28 protein-coding genes, 1 tRNA gene and 1 pseudogene are annotated in these 25,325 nt (G+C 58.4%); 20 read left to right on the top strand and 10 right to left on the bottom strand.

Annotation, left to right across the window (positions count from 1 at the left end; genetic code table 11):
* Positions 1 to 165: 165 nt before the first annotated feature.
* Positions 166 to 2,256 (bottom strand): TonB-dependent receptor, encoded by a 2,091-nt coding sequence (locus ASC74_RS26940; protein WP_056745553.1) that lies wholly within the window; start codon positions 2,254 to 2,256, stop codon positions 166 to 168.
* Positions 2,257 to 2,510: 254 nt separating this feature from the next.
* Here ASC74_RS26940 and ASC74_RS26935 point away from each other — a divergent pair, with 254 nt between their 5' ends.
* The 10 genes from ASC74_RS26935 (at position 2,511) to ASC74_RS26885 (ending at position 11,209) form a co-directional block, all read left to right on the top strand.
* On the top strand, positions 2,511 to 3,182 hold the full coding sequence (locus ASC74_RS26935) for a DsbA family protein (RefSeq protein ID WP_056745550.1): 672 nt from the start codon (positions 2,511 to 2,513) through the stop codon (positions 3,180 to 3,182).
* A 252-nt stretch (positions 3,183 to 3,434) separates the two neighbouring features.
* Entirely contained in the window at positions 3,435 to 4,736 is a 1,302-nt protein-coding gene (locus tag ASC74_RS26930; RefSeq protein ID WP_056745548.1) for an OprD family porin, read from the top strand.
* Between the two features lie 330 nt (positions 4,737 to 5,066).
* The gene (locus ASC74_RS26920) at positions 5,067 to 5,357 is read left to right on the top strand and encodes a type II toxin-antitoxin system RelB/DinJ family antitoxin (protein ID WP_056745544.1); all 291 of its coding nucleotides are present in this window, start codon (positions 5,067 to 5,069) and stop codon (positions 5,355 to 5,357) included.
* Entirely contained in the window at positions 5,323 to 5,637 is a 315-nt protein-coding gene (locus ASC74_RS26915) for a type II toxin-antitoxin system YafQ family toxin (RefSeq protein ID WP_056745542.1), read from the top strand. Before ASC74_RS26920 ends, ASC74_RS26915 begins: the two co-directional genes overlap by 35 nt.
* A 264-nt stretch (positions 5,638 to 5,901) precedes the next feature.
* Positions 5,902 to 6,915: a 2-keto-3-deoxygluconate permease gene (locus ASC74_RS26910; protein WP_056745540.1), complete on the top strand. Its 1,014-nt coding sequence runs from the start codon at positions 5,902 to 5,904 to the stop codon at positions 6,913 to 6,915.
* On the top strand, positions 6,912 to 8,192 hold the full coding sequence (locus tag ASC74_RS26905; protein ID WP_056745539.1) for a four-carbon acid sugar kinase family protein: 1,281 nt from the start codon (positions 6,912 to 6,914) through the stop codon (positions 8,190 to 8,192). The genes ASC74_RS26910 and ASC74_RS26905 overlap by 4 nt, the downstream gene beginning before the upstream one ends.
* 5 nt (positions 8,193 to 8,197) lie before the next feature.
* A complete protein-coding gene (gene pdxA / locus ASC74_RS26900) occupies positions 8,198 to 9,199 on the top strand; it encodes a 4-hydroxythreonine-4-phosphate dehydrogenase PdxA (protein WP_056745537.1) in 1,002 nt (333 codons plus the stop codon).
* Between the two features lie 55 nt (positions 9,200 to 9,254).
* A complete protein-coding gene (locus ASC74_RS26895; RefSeq protein ID WP_056745536.1) occupies positions 9,255 to 10,034 on the top strand; it encodes a DeoR/GlpR family DNA-binding transcription regulator in 780 nt (259 codons plus the stop codon).
* 87 nt (positions 10,035 to 10,121) lie between these two features.
* On the top strand, positions 10,122 to 10,532 hold the full coding sequence (locus tag ASC74_RS26890; protein WP_056745534.1) for an MbcA/ParS/Xre antitoxin family protein: 411 nt from the start codon (positions 10,122 to 10,124) through the stop codon (positions 10,530 to 10,532).
* The gene (locus ASC74_RS26885; RefSeq protein ID WP_056745532.1) at positions 10,532 to 11,209 is read left to right on the top strand and encodes an RES family NAD+ phosphorylase; all 678 of its coding nucleotides are present in this window, start codon (positions 10,532 to 10,534) and stop codon (positions 11,207 to 11,209) included. Before ASC74_RS26890 ends, ASC74_RS26885 begins: the two co-directional genes overlap by 1 nt.
* A gap of 70 nt (positions 11,210 to 11,279) precedes the next feature.
* Here ASC74_RS26885 and ASC74_RS26880 read toward each other — a convergent pair whose 3' ends face one another.
* Positions 11,280 to 11,561, bottom strand: coding sequence for a DUF3077 domain-containing protein (locus ASC74_RS26880; protein ID WP_056745530.1), 282 nt, complete (start codon positions 11,559 to 11,561; stop codon positions 11,280 to 11,282).
* Positions 11,562 to 11,887: 326 nt separating this feature from the next.
* Here ASC74_RS26880 and ASC74_RS26875 point away from each other — a divergent pair, with 326 nt between their 5' ends.
* On the top strand, positions 11,888 to 12,073 hold the full coding sequence (locus ASC74_RS26875) for a hypothetical protein (RefSeq protein WP_056745528.1): 186 nt from the start codon (positions 11,888 to 11,890) through the stop codon (positions 12,071 to 12,073).
* Between the two features lie 53 nt (positions 12,074 to 12,126).
* Here the strand turns inward: ASC74_RS26875 and ASC74_RS26870 are convergent, their stop codons facing one another.
* Positions 12,127 to 12,450, bottom strand: coding sequence for a helix-turn-helix domain-containing protein (locus ASC74_RS26870; protein ID WP_056745526.1), 324 nt, complete (start codon positions 12,448 to 12,450; stop codon positions 12,127 to 12,129).
* A gap of 221 nt (positions 12,451 to 12,671) precedes the next feature.
* On the opposite strand from ASC74_RS26870, the gene ASC74_RS26865 reads away from it, so the two are divergent.
* The 4 genes from ASC74_RS26865 (at position 12,672) to ASC74_RS26850 (ending at position 15,205) form a co-directional block, all read left to right on the top strand.
* Positions 12,672 to 12,893, top strand: a complete 222-nt coding sequence (locus ASC74_RS26865) for a tautomerase family protein (RefSeq protein WP_056745525.1) — start codon at positions 12,672 to 12,674, stop codon at positions 12,891 to 12,893.
* Positions 12,890 to 13,546, top strand: coding sequence for a DsbA family oxidoreductase (locus ASC74_RS26860; protein WP_056745523.1), 657 nt, complete (start codon positions 12,890 to 12,892; stop codon positions 13,544 to 13,546). Before ASC74_RS26865 ends, ASC74_RS26860 begins: the two co-directional genes overlap by 4 nt.
* Before the next feature lie 43 nt (positions 13,547 to 13,589).
* Positions 13,590 to 14,300 carry an SDR family NAD(P)-dependent oxidoreductase gene (locus ASC74_RS26855; protein ID WP_056745521.1) on the top strand — a complete coding sequence of 237 codons (711 nt, stop codon included), beginning with the start codon at positions 13,590 to 13,592 and terminating at the stop codon, positions 14,298 to 14,300.
* A gap of 62 nt (positions 14,301 to 14,362) precedes the next feature.
* Positions 14,363 to 15,205, top strand: a complete 843-nt coding sequence (locus tag ASC74_RS26850; RefSeq protein ID WP_056745519.1) for an oxidoreductase — start codon at positions 14,363 to 14,365, stop codon at positions 15,203 to 15,205.
* Positions 15,206 to 15,627: 422 nt separating this feature from the next.
* Here the strand turns inward: ASC74_RS26850 and ASC74_RS26845 are convergent, their stop codons facing one another.
* On the bottom strand, positions 15,628 to 16,503 hold the full coding sequence (locus ASC74_RS26845) for a LysR family transcriptional regulator (protein WP_056745793.1): 876 nt from the start codon (positions 16,501 to 16,503) through the stop codon (positions 15,628 to 15,630).
* Between the two features lie 102 nt (positions 16,504 to 16,605).
* On the opposite strand from ASC74_RS26845, the gene ASC74_RS26840 reads away from it, so the two are divergent.
* The 5 genes and pseudogenes from ASC74_RS26840 to ASC74_RS26820 all read left to right on the top strand — a co-directional run bounded on the left by ASC74_RS26840 (position 16,606) and on the right by ASC74_RS26820 (position 19,979).
* Entirely contained in the window at positions 16,606 to 17,541 is a 936-nt protein-coding gene (locus ASC74_RS26840) for an NADP-dependent oxidoreductase (protein WP_056745517.1), read from the top strand.
* 34 nt (positions 17,542 to 17,575) lie between these two features.
* Positions 17,576 to 18,445, top strand: a complete 870-nt coding sequence (locus ASC74_RS26835) for an NmrA/HSCARG family protein (protein ID WP_056745515.1) — start codon at positions 17,576 to 17,578, stop codon at positions 18,443 to 18,445.
* A gap of 136 nt (positions 18,446 to 18,581) precedes the next feature.
* A pseudogene (locus ASC74_RS26830) lies at positions 18,582 to 18,848 on the top strand (DoxX family protein); the annotation flags it as partial.
* A gap of 19 nt (positions 18,849 to 18,867) precedes the next feature.
* The gene (locus ASC74_RS26825) at positions 18,868 to 19,122 is read left to right on the top strand and encodes a pirin family protein (protein WP_330219789.1); all 255 of its coding nucleotides are present in this window, start codon (positions 18,868 to 18,870) and stop codon (positions 19,120 to 19,122) included.
* A gap of 215 nt (positions 19,123 to 19,337) precedes the next feature.
* Positions 19,338 to 19,979 carry a BRCT domain-containing protein gene (locus ASC74_RS26820; protein ID WP_056745514.1) on the top strand — a complete coding sequence of 214 codons (642 nt, stop codon included), beginning with the start codon at positions 19,338 to 19,340 and terminating at the stop codon, positions 19,977 to 19,979.
* Positions 19,980 to 20,160: 181 nt separating this feature from the next.
* On the opposite strand, the gene ASC74_RS26815 is transcribed toward ASC74_RS26820, so the two are convergent.
* The 6 genes from ASC74_RS26815 to ASC74_RS26790 all read right to left on the bottom strand — a co-directional run bounded on the left by ASC74_RS26815 (position 20,161) and on the right by ASC74_RS26790 (position 25,325).
* Positions 20,161 to 20,236 (bottom strand) — tRNA-Thr (locus tag ASC74_RS26815).
* A 129-nt stretch (positions 20,237 to 20,365) separates the two neighbouring features.
* Positions 20,366 to 21,607 carry a nucleoside deaminase gene (locus ASC74_RS26810; RefSeq protein ID WP_056745511.1) on the bottom strand — a complete coding sequence of 414 codons (1,242 nt, stop codon included), beginning with the start codon at positions 21,605 to 21,607 and terminating at the stop codon, positions 20,366 to 20,368.
* Positions 21,608 to 21,908: 301 nt separating this feature from the next.
* Positions 21,909 to 23,138: a methyltransferase gene (locus tag ASC74_RS26805; RefSeq protein ID WP_056745509.1), complete on the bottom strand. Its 1,230-nt coding sequence runs from the start codon at positions 23,136 to 23,138 to the stop codon at positions 21,909 to 21,911.
* A complete protein-coding gene (locus tag ASC74_RS26800; RefSeq protein WP_046045543.1) occupies positions 23,119 to 23,808 on the bottom strand; it encodes an ABC transporter permease in 690 nt (229 codons plus the stop codon). Before ASC74_RS26800 ends, ASC74_RS26805 begins: the two co-directional genes overlap by 20 nt.
* Positions 23,805 to 24,500 (bottom strand): ABC transporter permease, encoded by a 696-nt coding sequence (locus tag ASC74_RS26795; RefSeq protein ID WP_046045544.1) that lies wholly within the window; start codon positions 24,498 to 24,500, stop codon positions 23,805 to 23,807. The genes ASC74_RS26800 and ASC74_RS26795 overlap by 4 nt, the downstream gene beginning before the upstream one ends.
* 78 nt (positions 24,501 to 24,578) lie before the next feature.
* Positions 24,579 to 25,325, bottom strand: a complete 747-nt coding sequence (locus ASC74_RS26790; RefSeq protein ID WP_056745507.1) for an ABC transporter substrate-binding protein — start codon at positions 25,323 to 25,325, stop codon at positions 24,579 to 24,581.

Below are 25,325 nucleotides of genomic sequence, written 5' to 3'. Positions count from 1 at the left end.
AAACAACGGATTGGTAAAAGCGCTGCCGGGATGGCGGCGCTTTTTTATGGGCGAAGGTTTTTCTGGTTTGATCGTTCCCACGCTCCGCGTGGGAATGCAGCCCGGGACGCTCCGCGTCCCAAGAGCGGACGCAGAGCGTGGGAACGATCAGTCGGTGGCGGGTGTTTAGAAGCTATAGGTGCCAGTCACGACCACGCTACGCGGTTCACCCGGCTGAATCTGCGCCGCGCTGGTGGCCGATGAGTAATAGGTCTTGTCGCTGATGTTGTTCAGCGCCGCGCGCAAATCCCAATCTTTCTGCCGGAACCCGGCCAATGCATCCCAACGGCCATAACCCGGCAGGACGGTGGTGTTGAGGTTGTCGGCATAACGCTGGCCCACCAGGGTCAGACCGGTTTCGGCGTACCAGCCCATTTCCGGTTTCCAGGTCAGGAACAGGCTGCCGTTATGCTTGGCCACGTTGCTGATGCGTTTGCCTTCAAAGCCGTTGTTGTCCTTCTCGACCGTCGCGTCCTGCACACCCACGCCACCGCGCACGTACCAGTTGCCAGCGATCTTGCCGGTGCCAGTCAGCTCGATCCCGCGGGAACGTTGCACGCCGGTCAGCAAGGTCACGCTTGGATCATTCGGATCGCTGGTACGGCGGTTGTAGAGTTCCAGTTCGTAAATCGCCAGCGTGGTGCTCAGGCGGTCATCGAGCCAGTCGCTCTTCACGCCGATTTCCTTTTGCTTGGTCAGCTCGGGACTCAGGTCGTTGCTGTTGCCGGCGGCACCCGGGGTGATACCGATCAAACCACCGCCGACCGGGGAAAACGTCTTGGTCCAGGAGGCGTAGAAGGAATGATTCTGCAGCGGCGTCCACACCAGTCCTACACGCGGGCTGGTGCTATGGCTGTCGCGGTCTTCGGAAATGTCCCGCAGCTTGTTGGTCGACTCGATGTCGAAGGTGTCGTAACGCAAGCCGGCCAGCAATTGCCATTGATCGTTCAGACGCAGTTGATCCTGCACGTACACCGCACGGCTTTCGACTTCGGTGTGAGTGCTGCTGGAAACCTGCATCCGCCCGGTATGGCGCAAATTGCGGTCGGGGTTGTACAGGTCCAGTGCCGGTACAGGCTGAGTCCCGCGTCCGGTGGCGGCGTTATACAACGTAGGGTCACGCCGCTGGCTGCCGATTTCGATGCCGGTCAGCAAACGATGCTCAAGGCCGAACGTGTCGAAACCGCCTTCCAGTTCGACGTTGTTGTAGACATTGCGGGTGGTCAGGTCCTGTTGCCAGTGCTGGCGCGTGACCTTGTTGGTCGCCGGGGTGTAACCCGTCAGGTAGGTGTTGTCGAAATCGCTGTTGAGCTTGAACACGCCCAGGGTGTGGCGCAGCTGCCAGTTGTCGCTGAGCTCATAACTGAGTTTCGAGCGCAGGGATTGCGACTTGTCGTCGATGAAATCGTGTTCGCTGCCGTAGGTCGTATTCCGTCCTACGTCCGCCGGGCGTCCGTTTACACCGGGGATACCGCGATCCGGCGTACGGTTGTAGCGGCTGTATTCGTACTGCACCAGCCAGTTCAGGTCCGGCGTCAGTTGCCAGCTCATCGACGGAGCGAACAGTTGACGATTGCCGCTCACGCCGTCGCGGAAGCTGTTTTGATCCATGTTGCCCATGTTCAGGCGCAGGCTGATGTTCTCGCTCGGGTCGGTGCTGAGGTCGGCGTAGAGGCTGCGCAAATCATCGCTGCCGCCTTGGGCCTCGAGGGTCGAGCGGCGACCGAATTCAGGCAGTTTGCTGACCCGATTGACGATCCCGCCCTGACTGCCACGACCATATAAAACAGCGGCCGGGCCTTTGAGGACTTCGATGCGTTCGATGTTGTGCAAATCGCGTACGTATTGGCTGTCGTCACGGATGCCGTCGAGGTAGAAGTCGTTGCTGGCGTCGAAACCGCGGATGCGCAGGCTGTCGAAGCGAGTGTCGGCGCCGCTGCTGACGTTGGGGATGCCGCTCAGCGCAGTGCCCAGATCGTTGGTGCCGTAATCCACGACGTTCGAGGTTTTGATCGAGTCGATGGCTTGTGGAACGTAGCGCACCGGCGTGGCGGTGCGGGTCGCGGTGCTGGTTTCCTTCACACGCGGGTCATCGGCTTCAGCTTCGGCGCTGATCGACGTCTCGGGTAAAACGGTGGGGGCGGCGCAGGTAAAACCGGCAGAGAGAAATGCAGAAAGCCCAAGGGTAACGGGCGTGAGGCGAAAGGGGGCAGGCATCTGAAGCGCATCCGAAAGGGTGGAGTAATTCGAGGGTGCGAATGGTAATGCTTGTTATTTGCTTCCGTTAATTATTCTTGAAAGGTTCCGCTGTTTGATTATTTCGAATTGTGTCGAGATGGCGACAGTGGGGTCGTTAGGCCATTCGACCGATTCATGAAACAGACTGAAAGCCATTCCAGCGTTTTTCAGAAACGGACGGAGGACTAATCTGCCGGCATCTCGTTTTCCTACGCTTTTGCCGGAGTCTTCCCATGATCCTTCACTACATTTACGACCCGTTGTGCGGCTGGTGCTACGGCGCAAAACCGCTGGTGCAAGCCGCCCAGGCTGTGTTGCCAGTGATCGCCCACGGCGGCGGCATGATGACCGGCGCCAACCGCCAGACCGTCTCGCCACAACTGCGTAACTACGTGATGCCCCATGACCGGCGTATCGCCGAGTACACCGGCCAGCCGTTCGGCGAGGCGTATTTCGAAGGGTTGTTGCGCGATGAGACGGCGGTTTTCGATTCCGCACCGCCGATTGCCGCGGTGCTGGCAGCCGAGCAGATCGCCGGCCGCGGACTGGAGTTGCTGGGGCGCTTGCAGAGTGCTCACTACGAGGAAGGTCGACGCATTGCCGATGAAGCGGTGTTGTTAGAACTCGCGATAGACATCGGTCTGGAACCTCAAGCGTTCCAGGCGGCTTTCAAAGCAGCTGAAACCGATCGCCACATCAAGGACAGTCGAGCGTTGCTGGCCGAAGTCGGCGGCCAGGGTTTCCCGACCTTCGCCCTGGAACACAACGGCCAATTCACCCTGATCGATATCAGCCCGTGGCTCGGCAAGCCGCAAGCCTTTGCGGCATGGCTGAGTCAGTCGATTCCCGCACAAGCGTCGTCATCGGAGCTTCAAGCCTGTGGCCTGAACGGCTGCGCCGATTGACGTCGACAAGTGATTTCTTAGACGTTTTTCGCCTGTTTACAGACGATTCATGAAATTGACACATCGTTAAGGGCGCAGCTAGGATTCGCCCCACGCCTGTGGCTAACCGCCATGACTCATAAAATAACTAAAAGGCCCGCCACGATTTCTTCGTGCGCGGGCCTTTTTGTTTGGGGTGAAAAAAGAGTGCGATAGCGCCGTTTCAGCCGTTCGACGCAGCGCGTATCAACCGATCATAAGGAAAAGAACAACATGTTGAACAAGCGAATCAGCCTGATCGCTCTGGGGATGTTGAGTGCTACACAGGTCATGGCTAACGACCAGGCCGAATCCAAGGGTTTTGTTGAAGACAGCAGCCTCAAAGTGCTGCTGCGCAATGCCTACATCAATCGCGACAAAAAAGACGGCAACGACGACCAGCGTGAATGGGGTCAGGCTGCCATCGGCACCTACACCTCGGGCTTCACCCAAGGTACCGTCGGCGTGGGCGTTGATGCCTTTGGTCTGTACGGCTTGCGTCTGGACCGTGGTAGCCACAGCGGCGGCCAAGGCATCGACTTCTTCAAGGAAGGCGACAGCGGTAACCCGGCCGGCGATCTGGCCAAGGCCGGTGGCGCGGTAAAATTCCGCCTATCCAGCACCGTTCTGACTTACGGCGACCAGATGCCGGTCCTGCCGGTGTTGAGCTACGACAACGGGCGTCTGCTGCCGGAAAGCTACACCGGCACCCTGATCACCTCCAAGGAGATCAAAGGCCTGGAGCTGAACGCCGGTCGCTTCACCGCCGAATCGCGCAAAAGCGCTGAAGGCCATGACAGCGGCGGCCTGAAGTCGATCAACGTGTTGGGCGGTAGTTACCAGTTCACCGAACAGTTCAAGGCTGCGCTGTACGCCTCCGACGTCGAAGACGTGTTGAAGAAGCAATACGTGAACGCCAACTACATGTTCCCGATCGACAAGGATCAGTCCCTGACCCTGGACTTCAACGGCTACCGCACCAAGCTGGACAGTTCTTACGTCCGCGAAAACACCGTGCCCGGCCAAAGCATCGTCACCGGCGACGACAACAAAATCTGGAGCCTGGCCGCCACATTCGCCACCGGCGCGCACTCGTTCACGCTCGCCCACCAGCGCAGCACCGGCGACAGCAACCTGGGCTACGCCTACGGCGGCTACCAGAAAGATCAAGGTCGCGTCGGCGACGGCGGCAACACTATCTACCTGGCGAACTCCTACTGGTCCGACTTCAACGCCGAAGACGAACGCAGCTGGCAGCTGGGCTACGGCCTCGACTTCAGCACCTTCGGAATTCCAGGCCTGAGCTACAACTTCGCCTACGTGCGCGGCGACAACATCACCACCTCCACCAGCGAAGGCGGTACCGAGCGCGAAATCTTCAACCAGTTCAAGTACGTCGTGCAAAGCGGCCCGGCCAAAGACCTGAGCGTGAAACTGCGCAGCTCGATCCTGCGTGTCTCGCAGAAATCGAGTGAGTACAACTCCAGCGGTAACGAAGTGCGTGTGTTCGTGGATTACCCGATCAACATTTTCTGATGATCGGTTGCACCATCGAGGCCTGATGCAAGGCTGAGAAAGGAAAAGCCCCGACTGGTTCGGGGCTTTTTTGTGGGCGCGATTTAGAGCTCAACGCTCTCAGCTATTTCCTGCGTTGAACCAGGACGGTTCTCGAGTAGGAAAGGGATCAAGCTGATATTCATCGCGAGCTCAAACAGTTGAAATACTGGGCGAGGAATCCAGCTGATTATCATGCTTCCTAAGCTTTCGAGCCGTCCATCACGCTGAAGTTGACCAAAAAGATCCCGCTCAACCACAATGCTCGAGGTAGCGCCAATGTAGCTACAAATTAACGATGAGGTTATTACCATGGGTGCATTACTGAAAACCACAGACGTGCGTTGCCGCATTGATGAGGATTTGAAGGCTCGGGCTACTGAAGTCTTGAGCGCTTGCGGCCTGAGCATCAGTGATGCCATGCGTCTTTTTCTTCGTCAGGTTGTAGCAACTCAGGGCCTCCCGTTTGAGGTACGCGTCCCCTCGGAGAAGACGGCCCGCGCCATGATGGAAGCACGAGATATTCGCCAGCGGTTCGACTCGATAGACGACATGCTGAGGGACGCTGATGGCGAAACCGGAGAAAAAGCAAAAACGCGCTGAGCTGCCAAAACAGTGCGCGCAAACATCGGAATTCAAGAAGTCGTGGGAACGTTACAAGCGGGCCGGACGCCGTGACATGGATGAAGTCCGTCAGGTGATGGTCATGCTATTTCTGGGAGAGCCATTGCCAGCCGAGTATCTGGATCATCCGTTGACGGGGGATTGGGCTGGATTTCGAGAGTGCTATATAGGCGGTGATTTCTTGATGATTTATGAGCACACGCGCTCCGATCTGATCACATTTGTTGATCTCGGAAGTCATTCCGAACTGTTCAAGTAGCGCCTCTCAACACAAGCCCCGACTGGTTCGGGGCTTTTTTGTGGGCGCTGCAGGGCTCTGGCTTGCGTCACCTGGCGATTCGAGCTTCCCGTCACAGCCTAGATTTTCCATCGCGAATGATCGAAACGATCATTTGAATGATTGATTTGCGCAAATTAAACCGAAGGCCTAAGATAAATTTGACTGAAACAATCAGTAAATGATCGGTTCAGTCAGTTTCGAGGTGGTGTACGTCTTACCCAACAATTATAAAAGGAGACCCTCGTGGCCCAATTTCCTATTAAACGCACCATTGAGCGCATACCGGGCGGCATGATGATCGTGCCCCTGCTGATTGGCTCGCTGGTGGCAACCTTCCTGCCCGACACTCCCAAGTTTTTCGGCTCATTCACCAATGCACTGTTCACCGGGGCGCTGCCGATCCTCGCGGTGTTCTACGTCTGCATGGGCGCGAGCATCAATATCAAAGCCACGCCTTACCTGCTCAAGAAGGGCGGCACGTTGCTCGCAACCAAAGTCGGCATCGCCGTCCTCATTGGTATTGTGCTTGGGCACTTCCTGGGCGAGCAGCCGATTTCGTCAGGCCTCTTCGCCGGCATTTCAACGCTGGCGGTGGTCGCTGCGATGAACGACACCAACGGCGGCTTATATATGGCGCTGATGGGGCAGTACGGTCGCTCCGAAGACGTCGGCGCCTACTCGGTCATGTCGTTGGAGTCCGGTCCTTTTCTGACGATGGTCACCTTGGGCATCGCTGGGTTGTCGGCATTTCCCTGGCCGACGCTGGTGGGCAGCATCCTGCCACTGGCGCTCGGCATGCTGTTGGGCAATCTCGACCGTGACATGCGCGATTTCCTGGCCAAAGCCGTTCCCGTCATGATCCCGTTCTTCGCTCTGGCTCTCGGTGCCAGTCTGGACTTGCATAACGTCTGGCAGGCCGGTTTGCTGGGGCTCGGCATGGGTGTTGCGGTTGTCGTTTTGACCGGGATCCCGCTGTTCTTCGCCGATCGTTTGACCGGCGGCACTGGCGTCGCCGGTGTTGCAGCAGCCACCACCGCCGGGAATGCCGCCGCCGTCCCTGCGCTGATCGCGGCAGCCAATCCGGTGTACGCCGAAGCAGCCAAGAGCGCGACAATCCTGGTGGCTTCCTGCGTCGTAGTGACCGCGATCCTCGCGCCGCTGCTCACCGCCGCCGTCGCCAAGCGCGTGCAGCAGCGCAACCCCATCGCCATTCCTGAGCCGGAAATTGAACCTCAAAAGCAGGAGGCCTTGCGATGAGGATGCTGATCATCGCTGACGATCTGTCGGGCGCGGCGGATTGCGCCATCGGCTTTGCGAGCGCGGGAATGCAAACGGTCGTCACGCTCGACCCCTTGAATGACAAGGCTGACGCTCAAGTGATTGCCGCCGACACGGACACCCGACGCCTCTCACCGGCGCGGGCCGCCGAGCGTACCGTCGCCGCCTTCAAGGCACTGCATCAACCCGGGCAGCGGCTGTACAAGAAAATCGATTCGACTCTGCGCGGCAACTGGGCGGCGGAAGTCGCTGCTCTGCAACCGTTGGCGGGACTGGCCATTGTCGCCCCGGCGTTCCCCGCCACCGGCCGTACGTTGCGCGGCGGTCGGGTGTTCGTGAACGACCAGCCGCTGGAAACCACCGATACCTGGAAACTGGAAAATGCCGACCGCCCGGCCGATGTCGAAGCGATGCTTGTCACCGCAGGTCTGACCACCGCGAAACTTGACCTCGACACCTTGCGCGGCAACGAAGACGCGCTCGCCCGGCACATTGCCGAAGTCGCCCGCAGCGGCACGCAGGCGTTGATCGTCGACGCGCAAACCGAAGACGACTTGCTAACCCTCGCGCGCCTGACCACGTCGATGGACCAGCCACTGTTCTGGATCGGTTCGGGTGGCCTTGCGCGGGAAATAGCCAGCCTTCCTGATTTCTCCGAAGTACGCGATGCGGCCATCGAACCCGATGCCGTCGAAAAAAGTCAGGCACCCATTCTGATACTCGTCGGCAGCCTCTCCGGCGTCTGCGAACGCCAGTGCGCGCTGCTCAAAGAGCGCGGTGGGGTCAGCGAATTGGTCGTTCCGCCTGAGGTCCTTCGCCAAGGCACAACCCATGGCGATTGGGCGATCTGGCAGGCGCGCATCGGCGAGCAACTCGACGGCTGGAGCGATCTGCTGCTGCGCATCGGCCGCGATGAGGCGTTCGATCCCCAAGAGGGCGCGCAACTCTCGACCATGCTGGCTGTGCTGGTAGAACCGCACTTCGCCAAGGTCGGTGGCCTAATTGCCACGGGCGGCGAGACGGCGCGGGCCATATTGACCACTGTCGGGATCGACAGCCTGCAATTGCTGACGGAAATCGAAGCCGGCGTCGCCTTCGCGCGACCGACCGTTTCCCGGCAGGGCCATCGTCCCGCAATTGTTACCAAGGCAGGCGCGTTCGGCAGCGATCACGCGTTGTACGCGGCATGGCAACACCTGAGCGATAGCGCCGATCGCTCCCCGCCCAAACGCACACGAATCCAAGGACTCGAATGAACACTATGAGCAACTACCTCCCCATCATCGGCATCACCATGGGCGACGCCACGGGCGTCGGTCCGGAAATCATCGTCAAGAGCCTGACTCATGACGTCGTCTACCAACAGTGCCGGCCGCTGGTGATCGGCGATGCCCGTCGTCTTGAGCAGGCCAATGTCATCGTCGGCGGCAGCGCCAAAGTGCGCCGCATCGAGGATGCCTCCCAGGCGTTGTACGAGGCCGGCACCATTGACTGCATCGACCTCGACCTGATTCCCGACGACCTGCCGTTCGGCGAGCTCTCGCCCATTGCCGGTGACGCTGCTTATCAATACATCGCCCGTGCCGTCGAGCTGGCGCAGGCCAAACAAATCGATGCGATTTGCACCGCGCCGTTGAACAAGGAAGCGCTGCACGCCGGCGGCCACAAGTACCCCGGCCATACCGAAATGCTCGCGCACCTGACCAACGTCGACGAAGTGTCGATGATGCTGGTGGCGCCGCAGTTGCGGGTGATTCACGTCACGACCCACATCGGCATCATCGACGCGATCCGCAAGATCGAGCCGGGCCTGGTCCAGCGCACGATCGAGCGCGGTAACGCGACGCTGATCAAGGCCGGCATCGCCAAACCGCGTATTGGCGTGTGCGGGATCAATCCTCATGCCGGCGAAAACGGTTTGTTCGGCTATGGCGAAGAGGAAGAAAAAATCATCCCGGCGGTGAAGCTGTTGCAGGAGCGCGGCCTTGACGTGACGGGCCCGCTGCCCGCCGACACGCTGTTCTTCCGTGCCGGACGCGGCGACTTCGATCTGGTGGTGGCGATGTATCACGACCAGGGCCACGGCCCGGTCAAAGTGCTGGGACTTGAAGCGGGTGTGAACGTGACCGTCGGCCTGGACGTGATCCGTACGTCGGTCGACCACGGCACCGCCTTCGATATCGCCGGCAAGGGCATTGCCGATGAACGCAGCCTGCTCGAAGCACTGCGCCAGGGTGCGGAGCTTGCCACGCGACGGGGATGAGTCGCAGGGACGCTGTCGTGTAAGATCGACCACCGTCCACACAACGAGACCCGCCATGAAAGCCTCCGAACGCCACCGCGCCATCCTCGATCTCGTGCGTATTGGCGATGCCAACGTCGAGCAATTGAGCGCGGCGCTCGGGGTCTCGGAAGCGACGGTGCGGCGCGACCTGACCATGCTCGCCAAACAGCGGCATCTGGTGCGCACCTACGGTGGCGCGACCGCGGTGGTTGGCGTGCATGAGCCGGAAGCTTCACTGGAAGAGCGCAAGACCAGCCAGTGGGAGCAGAAAGACGCCATCGCCCAGGCGGCAGCGGCTCACGTCCAGGACGGCGACACTGTATTGCTCGACGGCGGCACCACCTGCGCCGCGCTGGCCCATCATTTGTGCTCGCGACAAGACGTGCATGTGGTCACCAACAACCTGCTGGCCGTGATGACCCTGGCCAATGCGCCGGGCGTGCGACTGACCTTGATCGGCGGCGATCTGCGCGGTTCGAGCATGAGCACGTTGGGGCCGTTGGCCGAGCTGACGTTGAGCCGGTTGAGCGTCGACAAAGCCTTCCTCGGTGCTGACGGCGTGGTTGCCGAGTTTGGTTTGTGCGAAGCGAGCGCGCAGCAGGCGTATCTGAAGGAATGCATCATCAAGCGTGCGGCGCAGATTGTTGTCCTCGCCGACACCGACAAACTCGGTCGTGCGCGGCAACAGCATTGGACGCCGATTGAGCGGGAATGGCGGTTGATTACCGGTGCTACGGCCGATGAAGCGGCACTGGCGCCGTTTCGGGCGATTCAGCAAATCACTGTGGAAACCGTGATCGTCGAAAAGCCTTAGAAAATCCGTAAGCGAACAAAAATTTAAAAGATGTTCGGATCTGTACTACTCTGAAGGCATATCCCTTTGCCCGAAGGAGTCCTTCCAATGGCCACTTCATCCCCCGTCCGCACGGCTCCCCAAGAACTCGACACCCCGGAAGCCGGCCGTGTGGCGCTCAAGTTCTTCTTCAACCTGATGGAGCGTTGGGGTTGCACTACCGAAGAACAGCGCACGCTGTTGGGCAAAGTCGGCAACACCACCTTCTATAAATACAAACACCTGCCGCCCAATGTGCGTCTCCCGCATGACACCCTGGAGCGCATCTCCTACCTGATGGGCATCCACAAAGCGCTGAGCATCATCTTCAGCAACAACCGCGACCGCGCCTACGAATGGGTCAGCAGCCCGAACACCGCCGCCCCGTTCAATGGTCAATCCGCGTTGAGCTATATGCTGGCCGGCCGGGTGGTGGACATCGCTGACGTGCGTCGCTACCTCGATGGCGTCCGCGGCTGATGGCCCCGGAAGTCGCGCTCCCCGAGTGGAACCGTGCTTACCGGATGATCAACAGCGCGTTCCCCCCGATCACCCTGTTTGAAGACGTGCTCGACCCCGAAGACCTGCAAACCGCCTACGCCCTGGAAGCCCTGACCAACGACCGGTTGGCGCAAGAAGCCGGCGTGCTCTCCCGCGTGCTGCCCGAAGACCGAATCTCCGGCCCCGGCTCATCACCGGTCATGGCCGCGTTCACCCACATCGGTAAAACCAGCCGCTTCACCGACGGCACCTACGGCGTCTACTACGCCGCCAGCAGCCAGGCCGCCGCCATCGCCGAAACGAGCTATCACCAGGAACGCTTCCTGGCCGCGACCAACGAGCCCGACATCGAGTTGACCCTGCGCACCTACGTCAACAAAGTCGTCAAACCGATACATGACGTTCGCCAACACTACCCCGAGCTGCACAACCCGGATCCTGACGCTTACGGGCCGTCACAAGCGTTTGCCCGGCAACTGCGCGAAACCTTGTCGTGGGGGCTGCTTTACAACAGCGTTCGTCTACCTGGGCATGAGTGTGTCGCTGCGTTTCGTCCGCCGGCCGTGTCTATCCCGAAGCAAGGCAAGCACATTCGTTATGTGTGGAGTGCGAGCAGCCGGAAGATTTCGTTTGTGTTTGAGGTCAGCGAAGTGTGAGCCGGAAACTAAAAAGCCCCGATTGATTCGGGGCTTTTTTATGCGTGCGGCTTGGGTCTACGTGACGACGTCACTGGTTACGATTGTTACCCGGTGCATCGAGCACCTTCGCTACGTCATCAATGATCGCCTTACTCATATCCTGCAAAAAATGCGACGCCCAGGCATGTCGGTCGGTGTCGCGGACCATGGCGGCGTCTGATGCAAGGAGTTTGGCGATGTGGAGCAGGTCGGAGGCGTGGGAGAGGGCCTGGATGACCGGGACGCCGGCGTTGATGCGGAACAGGGGTTGGTTGGCGTGGTAGGAAAAAGGGGTAAGGCCGATGGTTTTCAGGTCTTGGGGGTTGGTCATTGGGCACCTCCGGTTTTTGGGCGGTGGTGGGCGTGACCCGGTGTAGCAGTAGCGAAAATTTTGAATGGATTGCGGGCATGCATAAGGAGAACTCCGATTGGTTTCTGCATCGAATTCGAGTTCTCAGGCCCGGTCGCTGAATTGGCAGCGACGGGTTGAAGGTAGCTGGAGGGGGGAGGATGCGCAATCGTGGCTAGGTGGTGGCGTGGGTTGAAGGGTTTTAGTGATTTTTATGGCTGGGCATTAATTATTGGTCAGTCATAATTTTCATAATTTGAAGAAGGCGTGCTGATGGCCTTGCCGACTTGCTGAAGGAGACATCAGGAATGGACATTGAATTGGATAAGTTTCAAAAGTATTTGCTGGAATCTGTACGCGAAATGAATGAGAGCCAAGCGCTTCGAATCGCTGAGGGGAGGCCGTTAACGAAGGAACGCATCGACTCGCGTATGTCGTCTCCAGCGACACGTTCTAATAACGTGTCGCTGAAAGTGAAAAAAAGCGACACGTAACAAGACGGACTACATCAGAAGGGGCTGAGTCCTACTGCAAAATCGCACAACGTCTAGCAGGCGTTAGCTTGTGAAATTACGATCAGAGGCAAAGCCCCGCCATCGTTGGACGGCAAGGTAAAAGTCGTTCGAAAGCCGAGTTTATCCAGCATGTCCATCATTGCATCGATCGTAAATTTCTCGATCTTGCCAGTGGTGAGTTCTGAGACGCGTGATTGGGTCACGCCCAACCTGGCTGCAGCCTCACTTTGTTTGAGGCCCAGGGTTTTGATGTAGTCAGTGATGAATATCGATAGCTCCATCTTCAACGCTTTTTTGCTAGCGACTTCGCTGTCATGCGTGGCATGGAATGGGCTGTCGAAAAATTGAATTGCCATGAACGCCTCCCTCCTTTGAGTTATCTAAAATTTGCGATAAGCGCAGGCTAGTCGATTGATCGTTTTCGATGCAAACGTATTGTGTCTGCGAGATACAACCCATTACACCACGTAACTAATGATGTTCCCGCCCCCACCTTTATCCCCTCCAGCTAACTCCCTACATTGAACTCCAACGCCTACCCATTCATTCCGAAGGGAAGGTCACTTGGAGATTCCTCATGCCTTTCGTAAGCGTACGCATCACCCGCGATGGCGTTACCTCTGAGCAGAAAGCTCAGGTGATCGCCGAAATCACTGAAACCCTGGAACGCGTCCTCAAAAAAGATCCGCACCTGACCCACATCGTGATCGAAGAAGTCGACACCGATAACTGGGGCTACGCCGGCATCACCACCACCCAGTACCGCAAGCAGCTGGCTGAGGCGGAGGGGCAGTCATGACCGCGTCGGTCTCCATCGATTTCATCTCCGACGTGGTGTGCCCGTGGTGCGCGTTGGGTGCGACGGCGCTGGGGCAGGCCATTGAAAACGTGGCCGGTGAAGTGTCGGTCGAGCTGACCTACAAGCCCTTCGAGTTGAACCCGGACATGCCGGCAGTCGGGGAAAAAGCGGTCGAGCATTTGATGCGCAAGTATGGACGAACCGCCGAAGACGTCGCCGCCGGTAAGGCGATGCAGATCGAACGTGGCGCGGCCATCGGTTTCAAGTTCGATCTGGAGAAGCGTAGCCACTTCTACAACACGTTTGATGCTCACCGGTTGTTGATGTGGGCGTTGAAGGAAGGGCGGCAGGTCGCACTGAAGAAAATCCTGCTGCGCGCTTATTTCACCGACGGCCAGAACCCGAGCGATCGCGAGACGCTGGTGGGTCTGGCTGCTGAAGCGGGACTGGGTGCGGTGGCTGCGCAAGAGGTGTTGGCGTCCGGAGCGTTCGCCAAGGAAGTGCGTGAGCTTGAAGAGTTTTACCGCCAGCGCGGCATCAATTCGGTTCCGGCCATGGTGCTGAACGGTCGTCACCTGGTGTCCGGTTCGCAGTCGGTCGAGTACTACGAACAGATGTTGAGACAAATGGCGACGGCCCCCGCCGAAGCCTGATTACTTACTTTTTCAAACCATCATTTATTAGTTGAGGTTCATCATGAGCAATTCGAAGAAAGTCATCGTTATTACTGGCGCCTCCCAAGGTCTCGGCGCAGGCATGGTCAAGGCGTTCCGTGATCTGGATTACCAAGTTGTCGCCACTTCGCGTTCGATCAAACCGTCCACCGACCCGGACATCCTCACCGTGGCGGGCGACATCGGCAACCCGGAAGTCGCCCAGCAAGTCATCCGTGAAGCCATCGCACGTTTTGGTCGCATCGACACCCTGGTCAACAACGCCGGGATCTTCGTTGCCAAGCCGTTCACCGCTTACACCCCGGAAGACTACGCCGCCGTGTTGTCGGTAAACCTGAATGGCTTTTTCTACATCACCCAACTCGCGATCACCGAGATGGAAAAACAAGGCAGCGGCCACGTCGTCAGCATCACCACCAGCCTGGTGGACCACGCCATTGACGGTGTGCCATCGGTACTGGCGTCGTTGACCAAAGGTGGCCTGAACGCGGCGACCAAATCCCTGGCCATCGAATACGCCAAGCGCGGGATTCGTGTGAACGCGGTCAGCCCCGGCATCATCAAGACGCCAATGCATGGCGAGGAAACTCATGAAGCGCTGGGCAATCTGCACCCGGTCGGGCGCATGGGCGAGATCAGCGACATTGCTCAGGCGGTCGTGTATCTGGACAGCGCCAACTTTGTCACCGGCGAGATCCTGCACGTTGATGGTGGGCAGAGCGCCGGTCACTAAGACCTTACTTGTCCGAAGCGCCGTCGATCAATGTCGACGGCGTTTTCATTGGAGAGCACACCATGACCATCCACTTCCACAAGGTTTTCCTGATCACCGGAGTCAGTTCAGGCTTCGGCCTGGCTTTTTCGCAAGCTGCACTGGCGGCGGGGCACACGGTGGTGGGGACGGTGCGGCGCGAATCCGAGCGTGCTGCGTTCGAAGCGCTGGACGCCCATCACGCTAAAGCATTCGTGCTCGATGTCACCGATTTTCCGGTGATCGAACCGCTGGTGACCGATATTCTGCGCGAGGTGGGGCAGATCGATGTGTTGGTGAACAACGCCGGTTATGGTCATGAGGGCATCCTCGAAGAGTCACCTCTGACGGAGATGCAGCGCCAGTTCGACGTTAATGTGTTTGGCGCGGTGGCAATGATCAAGGCGGTTCTGCCCGGTATGCGTGAGCGGCGCAGCGGGCATATCGTCAACATCACCTCCATGGCCGGCTTCATCACCTTGCCGGGCATCGCCTACTACAGCGGCAGCAAATTCGCCCTCGAAGGCGTGAGTGAAGCGCTGGCCAAAGAGGTGGAAAGTCTGGGCATCCACGTGACCGCTTTGGCGCCGGGCTCGTTTCGTACCGAATGGGCAGGCCGCTCGATGATCCGTTCGGGTCGCACACTGGGTGAGTACGACGCGGTGTTCGATCCGGTCCGCAAGGCGCGTGAAGAAAAGAGTGGCAAGCAGACCGGTGATCCGCACAAGGCGGCGCAAGCGTTGCTGACTCTGGTGGCTGCTGAAAAGCCGCCGGTTCATCTGCTACTGGGTAAGGATGCTGTGAGGCTGGTGCGCGAAAAGATTGCGCACCTTCAGGCGGAAATCGACGCTTGGGAGCACCTTTCGGAATCGACGGAGTTCGACTGATCGAAACCCTCGGGGCATAGAAACTCAAACCCCGGAAACAACAAAGCCCTCGTATTTCTACGAGGGCTTTGTTTTGTATGGTGCGGCACCAGACGAACGGTATGTTTCGGCGAGACTAGGTTTCTCGGGCGCCTGGAGTTCGTTGGAAAATTCGGCGTACCAAAACTAGTAACTATATATAAATCAGCTAGTTATGGCGTTCTGTGGAATCGAACTCGGGATTTTTTAGATGTCGGCACGTTATCGGTCTGCAAGTAATTAAGAGCCGCATACGGAATGGTAAACCTCCTGAATTCGAACGTTCTCGATCATCCCATCCGTAGAGAATAGGCAGGAATCCGCCAAAAGCTGCCCGTGGCGATAGGCAGCAGGCGGCCATAACCGGACGTTCGAATCAATACCTGAGACTGGTGAACGGTCCTCTATCCCTTTAGGACCAGAGACAAGTCCGGGTATTTAGCGCACATGAAATCGACAAATGCGCGAACCTTCGGAGCAGCCAGACGCCTGGACGTGTGCAAGACCCAGAGCTCGGGTTCTACACCCGATACCGTGCCCCACTGGACCAACTCGCCACGGGCAAGCTGGTTCCATGCTATGGACTGTGGAATGAGGGCTGCACCACCGCCAGCAATAGCAGCATCGCGGATCATCAGTAACGAAGAGAACCGCAGCTTTGGAATCGGCTCCAGAACCAAGTGTCCTCCATCGAGTTTCCAGTGAGTGGGCTGGAAATTCAAAGCCACGATGCTAGGAACTGGTCTGATCGCGCCGGTCATTGGCTTAGGTACTTCAGGCGCCGCCACTACAACCAACCGGTCCTTGGCGAAGCAGCGGCCGACCAAACTGCTGTCGGGGCTCGGGTTGATCCGAATGGCGACGTCATAGTGTTCCTCGACCAGGTCGACCAGGCGATCCTCCGCCACGACTTCGATTTCGACCTCCGGGTAGGCGGCACAGAATTCGGCGCCAATGCGGCCCATTGCAAGCTGGGAGAACAGGACTGGGGCAGCGACACGCAAGCGTCCGCGCGGCGTCGAAACGCCCTCACGGGCCGCCGTCATGGCTTCAGCCACCTCGCCCAACGGACCTTCTGTTCGAGCCATCAGCATTTCGCCGGCTTCGGTGAGCTTCAGGCCGCGAGCGCTGCGCTCGATCAGCCTCACGCCCAGTTGCTCCTCAAGGTCGGAGATTCGGCGCGATAAGGTTGCTTTGGATATGCCGCTCGCACGGCTCGCCTTTCCGAGCCCCTCATTCGTCGCGACGAGCGTGAAATCGATCAGAGCGTTCAGGTTCATGGTGTTCCACTTTTGAAACGAAGTGTCTGCATTTTGGTGTCTCCGCTTTACCTGCGCAACAGCATATCTTCTCGTCATCGGAACTCGATACGAGGAACTGCAATGAACACCCTGCAACGCGCTGTACTGGTCCAGGCATACGGCGGCGCTGACGCCGCGGAAGTGGCCGAGATCGAAAAGCAGGAACCAGGGCACGGCCAGGTTCTGGTTCGAGTTCGAGCCGCTGGCGTGAACGGCATCGATTGGAAGGTTCGCGAAGGCCATGTGCGAAATGCTTTCCCGCTTCCATTGCCAATAGTGCTGGGCGCTGAAATGGCGGGGGTTGTCGAGGCTGTCGGTCCCGGCGCCTCTCGCTTTCGTGTTGGCGATCGCGTCATGGGCGCGGTGGGAGGGCTGGGCGCGTACGCTGAATTCGTGACCGTCAGTGAAGCGAGTCTTTCCCTTACGCCTGAAAACCTGGATGACGTCCAGGCTGCCGCGATTCCCGTAGCCGCCGTCGCAGCCTGGAAGAGTCTTCATTACGCAGGGCCGATTCACCCAGGCCAGCGAATCCTTATTCATGGCGCGGCGGGTGCGCTGGGCGCCTATGCCGTGCAGTACGCCAAGCGGGCTGCCGCCGAGGTCTTCGCAACTGCGGGCACGGCTGACCTGGATTATGTGCGCAACCTCGGCGCGGATCATGTCATCGACTATCAATCCCAACGTTTCGAGGACGTCGTCCAGGACATTGACCTGGTGCTCGACTACGTCGGGGGTGAGGTACTGGATCGCTCTTGGCAAGTGCTGACTCAGAACGGCGTCATTGTCGGCACGTCATCCCCCGACATTCTGACGCGCACACCGGCAAATTGCCGAGGCCTATGGTTCATGAACAAACCTGATCCCGAACTTCTGGAGACGCTGGCCCAGGAAATCGCCAGCGGCACGCTGCAGTCCAGGATCGGCAAGGTCGTCGGCTTCACCGACATCCCTGAGGCCATCGAACGTAATCGCAGCGCTTCACGGACTGGCAAGGTCGTTGCGGACTGCTCTCGCTGATCCACCCAAAATATCCACTGTAGGAGATTCAAAAATGAGCATTCTCGTTATTGGCGCCACGGGTACCATTGGTTCACTCATCACTCAGGGCCTTGCCAACGCGGGCGCCGAGGTCAAAGCCCTAGTGCGCCAATCGGGTAAGCGGGACTTCCCGGCTGGCGTCACTGAAGTTGTCGCAGACCTCACCGATGTACCGTCGATGCGCGTCGCGCTGTCGTCGGTGCGGACGCTGTTCCTGCTCAACGCCGTTACGCCCGATGAGGTGACGCAAGCCCTCATCACGCTGAACCTCGCTCAGGAGGCTGGCATCGAGCGTATCGTTTACCTGTCGGTGATTCACGCCGACAAGTTCACCAATGTTCCGCACTTCACCGGCAAACATACGGTTGAACGCATGATCGAAAGCCTCGACATCCCCGCAACCATTCTGCGTCCGGCTTACTTCATGCAAAACGAACGCATGGTCCAGCAGACGATTCAGAACTACTCGGTATACCCGATGCCAATCGGCGCGGCGGGCGTCTCGATGATTGATGCGCGCGATATTGCTGATGTCGCCGTGGCAGAGCTGCTGCGACGCGACAAGGCATCTTCAGCTCTTGATCGTGTAACGCTGGAGTTGGTCGGCCCGCAGGTACTTACCGGTGCGTCCGTGGCGAAGATCTGGAGCTCCGCCCTGGGTCGCGACATTGCCTACGGTGGTGACGATGTAGCGGCCTTCGAAGGACAACTAGCTTCGTACGGTCCCACCTGGTTGGCTTATGACATGCGCCTGATGATGGCAGGTATCCAGAAGTTCGGCATGCAAGCGGCTGACGGAACAGTGGACCGGCTAGAGGCCATCATTGGGCACCCGCTGCGCACCTATGAAGACTTCGTGCGCGAAGCCATTGCCGGGGTTTAAACAGTCAGGGCAAGGGGGGATTTATTTTTGGCCAGTGCGCTGTCCCCCATACTAACTCTGTCCTCGTTCGGCTCTGACCCCTCTAAAGAGAACACTACTATGAGCAACCAAGCTTCCGCGTGCCAATGAGGTCGAGTTCTTCGAACATATTGGCTTGGGTCAGTGGTTCCGGACCGTGACGGGACTGGTCGAAGTAACGGGTGCTATCGCCCTACTGATACCCGTCACCGCCGGACTGGGCGGTCTGCTGCTCGCGATCACCATGTGCTTTGCTATTTTCACCCATCTGTCCGTTATTGGCGGTAGCCCCGTACCGGCAATCGCGCTGCTGCTGATCACGGCGAGTATCGCCTGGCTCCACCGCGTCGGCATCTTGAACCTCATCCGTCCAATGCAAGCCTGACTTTACGGGAATCGAAACCATGACCACCTCCTCAACCAACCTTGATACGAGTCTGTTCCGGCGTATTGCACAGTACACGCGAGGAACGGTAGGTCATGGGCCTATTACACGCCTGATGAGTCCTTCTGATCTGGGTCAGACTCTCAAGTCCTTCGTGTTCCTCGACATCTTTGACGTCAGTGGAGATGCTATCCATGCGATGGAGAGCATGCCTTTGCATCCCCATTCGGGCATAGCCACCGTGACGGTTTTTACAGAAGGCCGTGTGCGCTAACGATTCGGATAATGGGGAAGGGACGATCGGTTACGGTGGTGTCGAATGGATGCGTGCCGGCGGAGGTATCTGGCATGGCAAAGCAGGAAAGGGGACGGATCTATTTTCCTGATTAAAAATGGGGTGTCGGCGCGCAGTGGTGCTAGCGTTGAACACAACATCTACTTGCTAATGCTTCGGTATCGAGCTAGTAACCACCTCAGGGAAAACCCGTAATGGACCTACACCACGAGTTTGAGAGCAGCAAATTTTTCAACCGCGCCCGAATCGATCGACGCGCCGCCGATGCCTTGGTCGGGTTGGCCGCTGGTATTACGGCCGATGGTGTTGTGAACGTCACGGAAGCGGTTTTTCTAAAGCAATGGTTGGAAAACAATCTCGCGCATCTGAACGATCCGGTGATCAATCTGCTGTATTCGCGTTTGGCGTGCATGCTTCAGGACAATGCTCTAGACAAGGATGAGTCCCTGGAGCTGCTTAACATTCTGCGTGGTTTTTCTGGAGTGGGCATTGAGGGAGCGAAGGTCGGCGGTGCTGTTGCCGTTGCTCCTACGGACCTTCCCTTCAATTTACCGGCCCCTGATTTGGTGTGGGATGGCCGGATGTTTGTATTTACGGGTGTCATGGCCTTTGGGCCGCGTAAGGATTGTCAGGCGCTGGTCGAAGAACGAGGTGGTTTGATTGGGGGCGGTGTGAGTAAGAAGGTGCATTACCTGGTGGTCGGTAGCGTGGGTAATGAGCAGTGGCGCCACAGTACTTATGGAACAAAGATCATGAAGGCAGTGGAGTTGCGGGAGGCAGGAGCTTCGATTGCCATTGTGGGTGAGGATCATTGGCAAAGGATGCTGTTTGGTTGAGGTTGCTTCGTTTTTGGAACCTTGGAAAGGCAGCCCTTTGTCTTGGTCAGTAGATCGTCGTTGGGTTTGGCGGACTCATCGCGAGCAGGCTCGCTCCCACGGGTTTCAGTGTGTGCGGACAAAAAGTGGACGTTCCAGAAACAACAAAGCCCTCGTATTTCTACGAGGGCTTTGTTTTGTATGGTGCCGGCACCAGGAGTCGAACCCGGGACCTACTGATTACAAGTCAGTTGCTCTACCAACTGAGCTATACCGGCGTGTTGGGCGACGATTATAGCGATTGGGTTGGTTCTGTAAACCCCTGAATTCAGACTATTTTTGCGCAGGCGTCAGGCGGGCCCCGCGGATGCTTCTGCGGGGCCGACCGGTGCAATTGCTTTAGCCCCTTACACGCCGTTTTTAACCGCGTTGATCAGGTCCTGACTCAGCACCTGCGCGGGTGCCACTTGCACGCTTTGCGTGTAGAACGGCGGCAGGTTCTGGGCCAGTGTCGATAACGCTTGGGCGGTGGTGTTGCCCGGCAACAACACATATTGCAGGTTGGACGGATAGCTTTGTGGCACAGGGCCTTCCATGGTCGAGCCGTACGCGCCGAAGGTCATCACGGCCTGCGGTGTGGTGGGATCGGGTGCATAGAGGAAGACGAAGGTGCCGTACTTTGGATGCGTCAGGTATTGCTCTGCCTGGGCGCGCACCGCCGGGTCGGGGTCGTTCATCAGGGTCCAGCGCATGACGGCGTAGTTGCGGGTCGTTTCCATGAACGCTGTACGAATCGGCGACTGGTTCTCGACGCCGCCCAGACACACCAGCAGGTTGCCGAACGGATCGATGAGGGCCACCGAGTTGAACACCGGGCTGTGCTGTGCGGTTTGTAATAGTGGCGGAGCGAGTTCTGCGCCGGGGTCGCGTGGGTTGGCCGATTGCACGGTCAGTGCAAACGGGCTGAGCGCCGTCAGTGCCTGGCGCACTTTGCTGTTGGCCGGCAGGTTGGCCGGGTTTTGCAGTTGATCTGGTGGCAGGCCGCTGTTGTTGCTGGCCTCGCGCACGGTGTTGACGCTGGCGGAGAAGATCGAACTACAGAGGAAATACGCCGCCGAATCGATTGTTTGTCCGCCGAACACCGGGCTGTTCGAGCCCTGATAGGCGCGGCTGACAGGCGCCGCAATCGCGTAATAACCCCAAGTGTCCTGCGCCTGTTGGCGGATCTGCGGCGGCAGCGACGGAAAGGTGAACTGGCTGTTGTAGTTGATGCCTGCGTAGTCATCGATCGCACTGACGGCGACGTTAAATCCTGCAGTCAGCAGTGAACCAGCGCACATGGCGCACGGGTCCAGCGTGGTGACGACAGTCAACTGATTGGGCGGTGGCAGGTTCAATGGCGCGACGTTTTCGTAGTACCAGTCCACCAACTGTCGCTCGCCGTGGGCGGTCGGGTCATGGGGTAGAAAGTAAGTGGTGCCATTGCCGGGGAAAGGCATCAGCACGTTGTTGTGCAGCGCGGCGATGACTTCGCCCGTTGCGTTGTTGATGATGGCGCCGCCCACCGCGAAGGTTTGCTGCAGTGCAGCGTAAATGGCTTCGTTGGCGACGGTATCGACGGCTTCCTGCGCACTGTTCAATGTGCTCATGTTTTCCCAGCTCCTTGCTGTCCCTGATGCCAGAGAATTCTGGCGCTTTGCAAAGATAGTTGAGGATTTCCAGGTCGTTTATGTTCTTTTGGCTTAACGCTTATGCACAACGCAGACCTGTGGCACCTACAGTCAAGAGCGCAATTGTGGATCGGTTCTCAATTTGCTCGCAAATGCCTGTTTTTCCGGTTTTTTATTCATGTGTACGAAAAATGAACAGTGGTGTTTCAACCCCGAAACAGGCGTGTTTATTGGATCCATGATAATTCCATCAACAGAGTTATCCACAGGCTGGGCGTATTTAAGGGCGTTCGGCCAAGAGTAGAAAGTTACGCGGTGTGAGCGGGGTTTCGCAGAAGGTGCCGAGGCGAACGGCATAGCCTTGCTCGAACAGGAAAAGTGCTCGATCGAGTACCAGCCAAAGCTCCAACGGGCGTCGGAAAAGACCGCGCAACAGCTCCAGATTGCGCACTTCGGCCAATCGCTGCCAACCGGCGGCTTCGAGTGCTGACCAATCCTGCGAGCCGATTGTGGATAACTCTTTAAGCGCGGCCAAATGATGGCAGTAATCAGCGAAGGATTTATCCAGCCAGGTGCTGGGCAGGGAAGGGGTGGGCAGGTATTCGTCAATGCCGCGCAATTGCCGCTGGAGCAGGTCGAAGGCCAGGCGTCGGGCCATGGAGGTGTCACGCTGACGTCGGACGCGAGCGCCAGCGGTGACGGTTTCGCTCATCGGTAGCGAAAGATCTTCGAGGGATAGCTGTAGGTCGGAGCGATTGGCCGACGAGGAAAGCGGCTGATACTCGCTCAGACTGATCCGGTTGTAGCAGCAAGGCGCGATGGCCAGTTGCTTGCAACCAGACGCACTGGCGAGCTGGATCAGCCGCACATGCAGATCGCCGCAGGCGTGCAGCGCTACGGGCGTGTGGTCAGCATTCAGGAAAAAGGCGGTATCCGCAGCGAGTACATCTTGCTCGACATGCAGCGCATGCAATTGATGACGCTGGCTGAGTGCCTGACCGCTGGCGACCAGCGCAGGATCGTATTCAAGGCAAGTGAGCTGCTGACCGGTTTGCAGCAGCCGTCGCCCCAAGTGGCCCTTGCCCGAGCACCAATCAAGCCAATGTTTCGGTGCAGAGACAAACGCCAACCGGCTGGCAAACGCCTCAATTTGCTGCCACTTGCGCCCCGGCACATCGACATTCAATCGATGCCCGGCCGCTTCCAGTGCATGCGCCGGCAGTTCACCCACCGCGCTCAGCTCAAGGGACAGCGCCGCCAGCGAAGCAAAAGGCTCCGGCGCATCCAGCAAATAAGGTTGGTTATGACTGTTTTCTGCATCTTCCAGCGACCGACACCGTAGCCAACGCGCCAATTCCGGGTAGGACACTTCCCAAGGAAGCTGCAGATGAGTAAACGGCCGAGGCTTCCACAGCGCCTGATGCTCGATCAGAAAAGCATCCAGCGCCGCGAAACGGGCGAGTAACGCCTCGCCCGTCAGCACGCAGGCATCAACGCCCTTGGCAGGCATCGACGCGCAGCCAGCGCTCCAGCAGCTTGAAGCCGCGAACCAGCACATAAGCCATCAACAGATAGAACATGCCCGCCGCGAAGAAGATCTCCACCGGCAGGTAGGTCCGGGCAATGATGGTGCGGGCCATGCCGGTCAGTTCTAGCAGAGTCACGGTGCTGGCCAGGGCGCTGGCCTTGAGCATCAGGATGACTTCGTTGCTGTAGGCCGGCAGACCGATGCGCGCGGCTCGGGGCAGGATGATGTAGACCAGCGCTTTGGCCCGGGACATGCCCAAGGCTCGCGCCGCTTCGATCTCGCCGGGTGGAATCGCCTGAATCGCGCCGCGCAGGATCTCGGCGATGTAGGCCGCGGTGTGCAACGTCATGGTCGCCGTGGCGCACCAGAACGGATCGCGCAGGTACGGCCACATCGAGCTGTTACGGACCGCGTCGAACTGCGCCAGGCCGTAGTAGACCAGGAACAGCTGAACCAGCAACGGCGTGCCACGGAAAAAGAAGATGTAGCCGTAGGGGAATGCCCGCACGTACCAGAGTCGTGACGAGCGCGCGATGCCCAGCGGAATTGCCAGCAGCAAACCGGCGATCACGGCGATGGCCACCAGTTCCAGAGTCAGTGTCGCGCCCTGAGCCAGTTTCGGCAGCCACTTGATGATGACTTCCCAGTTCATTGGGTGCTCCTCGCGAAGCCGCGAGCGGCACGTTTTTCCATGAAGTACATGCCGGTCATGGCGAGAACCGTCAGGCCCAGGTACATGAACGCGGCCACCATATAGAAGGTGAACGGTTGCTTGGATATGGTCACGCCGATTTGCGCGTGACGCATGATTTCTTCCAGGCCGATGACTGATACCAGCGCGGTGTCTTTCATCAGGATCATGAACAGGTTGCCCAGCCCGGGCAGGGCGATGCGCCACATCTGCGGCATGATCAGTTTGGTGAAGATACGGAATTTCGACAGGCCCAAGGCCACACCTGCTTCGCGGTGACCTTTGGGAATAGCCAAAATTGCACCACGAAACACTTCCGTGGCGTAGGCGCCGAAGCACAGCCCCAGCGCAATTACGCCGGCGGCGAAAGCATTGAGTTCGAGGTCGGGGTTGCCGAAGAACTCGCCCAGGGCACGCATCAAGTTGACCGTGCCGAAGTAGATCAACAGCACCCAGAGCAATTCAGGGATGCCGCGAACCAGGGTCGAATAAGTGCCGCCAAGCCATTGCAGTGGCTTGTACGGGGAAGTCTTGGCCAAGGCGCCAAGCAGACCGAGCACCAGCCCCAGGCACAAGGCCGAGAGTGCCAGTTTCACAGTCATCAGCGCACCAGCGGCGAGCGCCGGGCCGAATCCGTAGAGATCGATAGTCATGGATTTCTTTTCAAATCGCGGCAGGCAATGCCAGGGACTGGCGCCGTCAAATAACGGCGCCAGCCCGGCAGGTCAGAATCAATAGATGCTGAACGGGAAGTACTTGTCGTTGATCTTTTTGTAGGTGCCATCAGCGACGATTTCTTTCAGTGCGGTGTTCAGCTTCGTACGAATCTCATCGCCTTTACGTACAGCGATACCGATCTTGTCGCTTTCTTCCACCGGGTCGCCTTTGAACTCATAAGAACGGCCGGCGTCGCTTTTCAGCCACTCGTAGTTGACGTATTTGTCCGCGAGGATGCCGTCCAGACGACCGGAGGTCAGGTCGAGGTAGGCGTTTTCCTGGGTGTCGTAGAGTTTGACTTCAACGCCTTCCATGTTGTCTTCCAGCCAGGTGCCAGCGAGGGTCGCACGTTGTGCACCGATCACTTTGCCTTGCAGAGAGTCCTTGTCGGTTTTGAAGTCGACGTCTTTCTTGGCGATGAATTGCAGCTTGTTGGAGTAGTACGGGTCGGTGAAGTCCACCGCTTGCTTGCGCTCGTCGGTGATCGACATCGAGGAGATCAGGAAGTCGAATTTCTTGGCGTTCAAGGCCGGAATGATGCCGTCCCAGTCGGACGTGACCACGGTGCATTCGACTTTCATCTTGGCGCACAGGGCGTCGCCGATTTCTTTGTCGAAGCCGACGACATTGCCACTGGCATCTTTGTTGTTGAACGGCGGGTAGGCCGCTTCGATGCCCATCTTCAAGGTCTCGGCGGCGGCACCGGCGCTGAAGGCCAGGGTGACGGCAGCAGCCAGGAAGATTTTTTTGTAGTTCTGCAT

Source organism: Pseudomonas sp. Root329 (assembly GCF_001424925.1).
Taxonomy (GTDB): domain Bacteria; phylum Pseudomonadota; class Gammaproteobacteria; order Pseudomonadales; family Pseudomonadaceae; genus Aquipseudomonas; species Aquipseudomonas arabinosi.
Note: the sequence above shows the minus strand (reverse complement) of the source record. Positions and strands in the feature narration are given on the sequence as shown.

Excerpts from the sequence above, each read along its gene's own strand:
- ASC74_RS26940 (WP_056745553.1), bottom strand. The coding sequence starts at position 2,256 with ATGCCTGCCCCCTTTCGCCTCACGCCCGTTACCCTTGGGCTTTCTGCA.
- ASC74_RS26935 (WP_056745550.1), top strand. The coding sequence starts at position 2,511 with ATGATCCTTCACTACATTTACGACCCGTTGTGCGGCTGGTGCTACGGC.
- ASC74_RS26930 (WP_056745548.1), top strand. The coding sequence starts at position 3,435 with ATGTTGAACAAGCGAATCAGCCTGATCGCTCTGGGGATGTTGAGTGCT.
- ASC74_RS26920 (WP_056745544.1), top strand. The coding sequence starts at position 5,067 with ATGGGTGCATTACTGAAAACCACAGACGTGCGTTGCCGCATTGATGAG.
- ASC74_RS26915 (WP_056745542.1), top strand. The coding sequence starts at position 5,323 with ATGGCGAAACCGGAGAAAAAGCAAAAACGCGCTGAGCTGCCAAAACAG.
- ASC74_RS26905 (WP_056745539.1), top strand. The coding sequence starts at position 6,912 with ATGAGGATGCTGATCATCGCTGACGATCTGTCGGGCGCGGCGGATTGC.
- pdxA (WP_056745537.1), top strand. The coding sequence starts at position 8,198 with ATGAGCAACTACCTCCCCATCATCGGCATCACCATGGGCGACGCCACG.
- ASC74_RS26895 (WP_056745536.1), top strand. The coding sequence starts at position 9,255 with ATGAAAGCCTCCGAACGCCACCGCGCCATCCTCGATCTCGTGCGTATT.
- ASC74_RS26890 (WP_056745534.1), top strand. The coding sequence starts at position 10,122 with ATGGCCACTTCATCCCCCGTCCGCACGGCTCCCCAAGAACTCGACACC.
- ASC74_RS26885 (WP_056745532.1), top strand. The coding sequence starts at position 10,532 with ATGGCCCCGGAAGTCGCGCTCCCCGAGTGGAACCGTGCTTACCGGATG.
- ASC74_RS26880 (WP_056745530.1), bottom strand. The coding sequence starts at position 11,561 with ATGACCAACCCCCAAGACCTGAAAACCATCGGCCTTACCCCTTTTTCC.
- ASC74_RS26875 (WP_056745528.1), top strand. The coding sequence starts at position 11,888 with ATGGACATTGAATTGGATAAGTTTCAAAAGTATTTGCTGGAATCTGTA.
- ASC74_RS26870 (WP_056745526.1), bottom strand. The coding sequence starts at position 12,450 with ATGGCAATTCAATTTTTCGACAGCCCATTCCATGCCACGCATGACAGC.
- ASC74_RS26865 (WP_056745525.1), top strand. The coding sequence starts at position 12,672 with ATGCCTTTCGTAAGCGTACGCATCACCCGCGATGGCGTTACCTCTGAG.
- ASC74_RS26860 (WP_056745523.1), top strand. The coding sequence starts at position 12,890 with ATGACCGCGTCGGTCTCCATCGATTTCATCTCCGACGTGGTGTGCCCG.
- ASC74_RS26855 (WP_056745521.1), top strand. The coding sequence starts at position 13,590 with ATGAGCAATTCGAAGAAAGTCATCGTTATTACTGGCGCCTCCCAAGGT.
- ASC74_RS26850 (WP_056745519.1), top strand. The coding sequence starts at position 14,363 with ATGACCATCCACTTCCACAAGGTTTTCCTGATCACCGGAGTCAGTTCA.
- ASC74_RS26845 (WP_056745793.1), bottom strand. The coding sequence starts at position 16,503 with ATGAACCTGAACGCTCTGATCGATTTCACGCTCGTCGCGACGAATGAG.
- ASC74_RS26840 (WP_056745517.1), top strand. The coding sequence starts at position 16,606 with ATGAACACCCTGCAACGCGCTGTACTGGTCCAGGCATACGGCGGCGCT.
- ASC74_RS26835 (WP_056745515.1), top strand. The coding sequence starts at position 17,576 with ATGAGCATTCTCGTTATTGGCGCCACGGGTACCATTGGTTCACTCATC.
- ASC74_RS26825 (WP_330219789.1), top strand. The coding sequence starts at position 18,868 with ATGACCACCTCCTCAACCAACCTTGATACGAGTCTGTTCCGGCGTATT.
- ASC74_RS26820 (WP_056745514.1), top strand. The coding sequence starts at position 19,338 with ATGGACCTACACCACGAGTTTGAGAGCAGCAAATTTTTCAACCGCGCC.
- ASC74_RS26810 (WP_056745511.1), bottom strand. The coding sequence starts at position 21,607 with ATGAGCACATTGAACAGTGCGCAGGAAGCCGTCGATACCGTCGCCAAC.
- ASC74_RS26805 (WP_056745509.1), bottom strand. The coding sequence starts at position 23,138 with ATGCCTGCCAAGGGCGTTGATGCCTGCGTGCTGACGGGCGAGGCGTTA.
- ASC74_RS26800 (WP_046045543.1), bottom strand. The coding sequence starts at position 23,808 with ATGAACTGGGAAGTCATCATCAAGTGGCTGCCGAAACTGGCTCAGGGC.
- ASC74_RS26795 (WP_046045544.1), bottom strand. The coding sequence starts at position 24,500 with ATGACTATCGATCTCTACGGATTCGGCCCGGCGCTCGCCGCTGGTGCG.
- ASC74_RS26790 (WP_056745507.1), bottom strand. The coding sequence starts at position 25,325 with ATGCAGAACTACAAAAAAATCTTCCTGGCTGCTGCCGTCACCCTGGCC.